The following is a 5,041-nucleotide window of genomic DNA, read 5'->3' as shown; positions in this document are numbered from 1 at the left end:
TTTGAATAGAATACAGGAGTCAGGAGTCAGGAGTCAGAATAAGTTTATGAATTCTATAATACTGGCGTTATTAGGTGGGTTTAAGACCGCCAATGAATAGAAGATAAGCACCGTCTACAAACAGTGGTAGGTTTAAATACCCTACTAATTCATTCTGACTCCTGAATTCTGACTTCTGAATTCTTCAAAAAACTAAGTTATCATGGTTTCTACATATCCCAACCCAGCATCTGTTGACTTATCTCGTGTCCGACTGGATATCCGCTCATTACAGCCTCAACTTGTCGAATGGCGTAGGAGATTGCATCAAAAACCAGAGTTAGGCTTTAAAGAAAAACTGACTTCTGAGTTCGTATCGCAGAAGTTACAGGAATGGGGAATTGAGCATCAAACTGGTATTGCTGAAACGGGGATCGTCGCTATTATACATGGACAACGCCCTAGGGATCATAATTCTAAAGTGTTGGCAATCCGTGCGGATATGGATGCTCTCCCAATTCAAGAACTTAACGATGTACCATACCGATCGCAACATGATGGTGTGATGCACGCTTGCGGACATGACGGACACACTGCGATCGCTTTAGGTACAGCTTACTACCTCCACCAGCATAGAGATAGTTTTGCAGGAACTGTTAAAATAATTTTCCAACCAGCAGAAGAGGGGCCAGGTGGTGCTAAACCTATGATTGAAGCTGGTGTGCTGAAAAACCCTGACGTTGATGCCATTATCGGTTTACACCTGTGGAACAACCTGCCGTTAGGGACAGTAGGTGTCCGTTCTGGTGCATTAATGGCGGCTGTAGAGTTGTTCAATTGTACCATTTTGGGCAAAGGCGGACATGGAGCTTTACCTCATCAAACCGTAGATTCCATTGTCGTTGCAGCTCAAATTGTCAACGCCTTACAAACCATTGTTGCTCGAAATGTTAACCCCATCGACTCAGCAGTAGTCACAGTAGGGGAGTTTCATGCAGGAACAGCGCATAATGTCATTGCCGATTCAGCTAGAATGGATGGCACCGTAAGGTATTTTAATCCTGCTTATAAGGACTACTTTAAACAACGAGTTGAGCAGATTATAGCAGGAGTTTGTCAAAGTCACGGTGCTAGATATAACTTAGAATACTGGAGCCTCTATCCACCTGTGATTAATGATGCTGGTATGGCAGAACTTGTGCGATCGGTAGCTCAAGAAGTCATAGAAACACCACTTGGGCTTGTGCCAGAATGTCAAACTATGGGCGGGGAGGATATGTCTTTCTTCTTAGAAGAAGTTCCTGGCTGCTATTTCTTTATTGGTTCTGCTAACCCAGCCAAAGACTTAGCATATCCCCACCATCATCCCCGATTTGATTTTGACGAAACAGCTTTGCCTATGGGTGTAGAGATATTCGCACGTTGTGTAGAACGGTTTTTTAGCTCTACCCCCCTTTAGTTCCCCCTTGCTAAGGGGGGATAGCGTAGCTGGGGGGTAGATATATAGAGCTTCATAAGAAAACGTATAAACCCCATACTATTTCTCAGGTAAGTTACGCGGAGGAACAACTCGCCCTTCATAAAATTGGTTTACAAGCTTACCCAATCTCAACCAAGCTATAGCAAAGCCAAGGGGTATCACCGTCAAAATCATCGCTCCTAGAACTGATTTGATGTCAAACAATAATGACACCAGTGGAGTACTTGCCAAAGTCACTAGTGCTATAGCTCCGCACCAAAGCTGCAATTGCTGAATTTTAGCAAGAGCATTTCTACAGCTAGCACAGTTTACCGTGTGCGAATAATATCTTTCTAGCAGCCTTTCCTGAGATAAGGGTGTGGGTAAAGATTCATCTCCAAAGGGTTTAGCGTTGTATTGGTTCACCCATTGGTGGAGTTCAAAAACAAAAGTATCTGCTTTAGTGGGTAAGTAAAAAGCCTTACTAAAGTTAGGACTCCCCCCTTTGGCTTCCAGGTAACGTTCTTGATAATGGAGGAAAATTTGATCGTCTTCTAAAACGCCGTTTTGTCCAATGTGATAGTACCAACGCGGTCTAAGATTAATAAATAAACTGGGAAGTTTATTAGGAAACTTAAAAGGAAAACGAGCAAATAAACGACACTCTCCTTTACGAATAGGCGTAGCGTAGACAACGGTTAAGATTCTCCCTCGTTGTTGGCTTATATCATGCATAGCTAAAGAAGGAGGAACAAAAGTTGTAGATCGCTTTACAAACTCATCTTGTTTTTGCTCTTCCTTCCAAGTACCGTAGAACCCATGTTTTCCAGATTCAACAACCTCTAGCTCTATTGGTGCTGCATTAGCCCTATTTCCTACCGTTCGGTGATGAGTGAAGGATATATGACTCGGATCAAGTATGTTCTCTAGAAGAGTCAGTGCGTCATAAGGGACGTCTCTAAATGTGTTAATGACAACCCAATCTTCAGGAGATTCTTCTAGCGGTTCAATAATAGGAACTTTCGTTTTAGCAGCATTTTCTGGGTTACCACCGTAAACAAATAACAGTCCTTGTCGTTCAATGGTAGGTAAAGATCCTACACAAGCACGTTTAGAATTTTCTGCTGCTCCACCTTCAACCTGTTGGGGAATCCGTTGACAACTCCCATCTCCCGAAAAAGCCCAACCGTGGTATGGACATTCTAAAAGTCCATCATCACTAATCCTACCTTCTGAAAGTCGCGCTAAGCGATGAGGACATTCGTCTGAAAAGATTTTCCAAGATTCGGTAAGTTTATCCCACCAAATTACAAGATCTCTACCCAATAATGTAAAAGGGGTAGGTTTTGATTTATCTAAATCCTGAACGTAATGAGTAGGATACCATGCCTCGTTAAAATCGAAATCATTTGGGTCGCTTCCACCAGGTAAAATTTCGTCAGTAGGTATATCGCTTAGTTTAGGTTCTGTGTTAAGCATTCTTTCAGTTTATAAATTTTTGTTACAAGTAACTCCTATTTTAGCTGGTTGATGTGGGTTTAGTTTTTTGGTAGTTGCGACATATCCCAACTCTAGACTGTACGTTCGCTCCTGCTTGAGATCTAAAGGGGAACTAAAGCCTTAATGTAAAAGGAAAAAGGGGATTTTTACGCAAATCAGTATTTTTAGGTAAAATTTGTGACTATTCCAAAAGCCTTTCAGGGGCGGTTATTTAAGGTGATTTACAGGAATAAATATACCGCAGCCGTTGGTTTCGACTTCGCTCAACCAACTGAGAGATTGTGAGTTGAGCGAAGTCGAAACTCGCACTCCCCAGGTATTTTCTTTCTCGGAAATCATCTAAGGCATAGGATAAAATACCAGATGTTAAGTTTTCAGGATAATTTCTAATTGTTAAAAGCAATGTTATCTTCACTTAACTTGTCACGAATGCCCGGATGTTTATAATTTACAATGGAGCTACTGCACAACGAACTGAGCGTAATCTGACAAACCGGAGGGCTTAATTAAGAAGACTTCAAGCAACTAGAGTAACAAGAGTAAAAAACGAGTGGGCGATCGCAATACTTAGTTTCCGGTCAGGGTTAAATAGAAATGAATGCATACAAAACATATGTCACAATTGAAGATCCAAATAATGTAGTTTTATCTAATTTACCATTTCAACCAGGACAACGAGTTGAAGTGATTATTTGGACAGAAAATGCTCCAGGAGCAGAAATTAGCAAAAAAGTTAGAGATTTATTTGACAAAACTCAGGCAATTCCTGGAATCCAGGAAATCACAGAAGAAGAAATAGCAGCAGAGATTGAGGCTTACCGTCGAGGTGAATGAAGATTATTGTCGATACAAATGTATTGGTTTCTGCGGTTCTTAAGGGCAGAGAACCAAGAGCAGTTGTTCAATTTATTATTGACAATACAACTTGTGATTGGATTGTTTCCGAAGAAATTTTAGCAGAATATAAAGAGGTGTTAAGTCGTAGTAAATTCAAATTAACTTCAGAAATTCGCTTACAATGGTTGGAAATTTTAGATACTGTGACAACCCTAATTGAGGTGAATGAAGAGATTGATTTTCTCAGAGATAAAAAGGACGCAAAGTTCTTGGCTTGTGCTGTTGCAGCAGAGGCAGATTTTTTAATTACAGGTGACTCCGATTTTAATGAGGCTCGAAGTCTAGTTAAGACTACTATTATTTCTGTGTCTTTGTTTAAAAGGCTAGTTTGTGATCTGAGTCAGCATTGTTAGAGAAACTAGTAATAGAATAACAAGTTTCCAATGTGGTTTTTCGATTTTCAAAAATATGTTCGCAAAAGAGCGAACTATTTGTGCGAATACTGCCATTTACCAGAGAAAATTAGCGCCGTGAAAACCTAGTTAAGTGGGCGTGTTGTACCTTGAGGGACGAAAGCAAAACACTTTAAAAAAGCTGTATCATACACTACTATTGCACTAGCTCTACTAGCAGATCAGGCGATCGCGGAAAATCATGCAGGTAAAGCTCAACATTTAGATCCAGATACGTTGTGAATTCTAGGATTACTTCTCAATTTCGCTGGTTTTATAAATTGTGGCGTTTTATACGAAGTTGCGCAGTCCTCGCTAAAGCGCAACAAAGCTCCGCACGAACTACTCAGGGACTTAGTTCAGTAGGTTGGGTTGAGGGACGTAGACGCTTGGCGGCTTCCCGCAGGGTAACCCAACATTTTGAAGGTTTTGTTGGGTTTCACTCCGTTCTACCCAACCTACTATTACTACCATTACTGTTAACTCCTACTTTATCCTCACTATTAACAAATTTACAACCTTTAGTTACCACGATTACTGAACAAGCGTTTGACGAAAGAAACTACGTTGGCTAATTTAGAGCGGCGATTATCACGTAAGTATTTTAAATTTCCACGGATAGTAATTGTGTTGGGATGATTTACATCCAGACTAACTTCAGCAATTTTCAATGCTTCTTGGTGTAATGGTTCCGCTTCGTTGTACCTTCCTTGGCTATTGTAGAGTAAAGCTAAATTGTTCAAGCTAGTAGCTACATCCGGATGGTCGCCAGCAAACAGGCGCTTTGTCATCGCCAAAGCATCAATAAAAAGCG

General features: G+C 40.8%; 5 protein-coding genes. 3 read left to right on the top strand and 2 right to left on the bottom strand.

Features of this window, described 5'->3' with window-relative positions; all coding sequences use genetic code 11:
* Positions 1-202 precede the first annotated feature (202 nt).
* The gene (locus G4P69_RS35525) at positions 203-1,438 is read left to right on the top strand and encodes a M20 metallopeptidase family protein (RefSeq protein WP_208339506.1); all 1,236 of its coding nucleotides are present in this window, start codon (positions 203-205) and stop codon (positions 1,436-1,438) included.
* Positions 1,439-1,516: 78 nt separating this feature from the next.
* Here the strand turns inward: G4P69_RS35525 and G4P69_RS35520 are convergent, their stop codons facing one another.
* Positions 1,517-2,917: an aromatic ring-hydroxylating dioxygenase subunit alpha gene (locus G4P69_RS35520; protein ID WP_208339507.1), complete on the bottom strand. Its 1,401-nt coding sequence runs from the start codon at positions 2,915-2,917 to the stop codon at positions 1,517-1,519.
* 615 nt (positions 2,918-3,532) lie between these two features.
* On the opposite strand from G4P69_RS35520, the gene G4P69_RS35515 reads away from it, so the two are divergent.
* Together G4P69_RS35515 and G4P69_RS35510 are read left to right on the top strand one after the other, a co-directional pair.
* Positions 3,533-3,772 (top strand): hypothetical protein, encoded by a 240-nt coding sequence (locus tag G4P69_RS35515; RefSeq protein WP_208339508.1) that lies wholly within the window; start codon positions 3,533-3,535, stop codon positions 3,770-3,772.
* Positions 3,769-4,188: a putative toxin-antitoxin system toxin component, PIN family gene (locus tag G4P69_RS35510; RefSeq protein ID WP_208339509.1), complete on the top strand. Its 420-nt coding sequence runs from the start codon at positions 3,769-3,771 to the stop codon at positions 4,186-4,188. Before G4P69_RS35515 ends, G4P69_RS35510 begins: the two co-directional genes overlap by 4 nt.
* Positions 4,189-4,748: 560 nt before the next feature.
* Here G4P69_RS35510 and G4P69_RS35505 read toward each other — a convergent pair.
* On the bottom strand, positions 4,749-5,041 hold a 293-nt coding region (locus tag G4P69_RS35505), incomplete at its 5' end, for a tetratricopeptide repeat protein (protein ID WP_208354631.1).

The organism is Aetokthonos hydrillicola CCALA 1050 (genome assembly GCF_017591665.1).
Taxonomy (GTDB): Bacteria; Cyanobacteriota; Cyanobacteriia; order Cyanobacteriales; family Nostocaceae; genus Aetokthonos; species Aetokthonos hydrillicola.
This window is presented reverse-complemented; position numbering and strand designations above follow the sequence as displayed.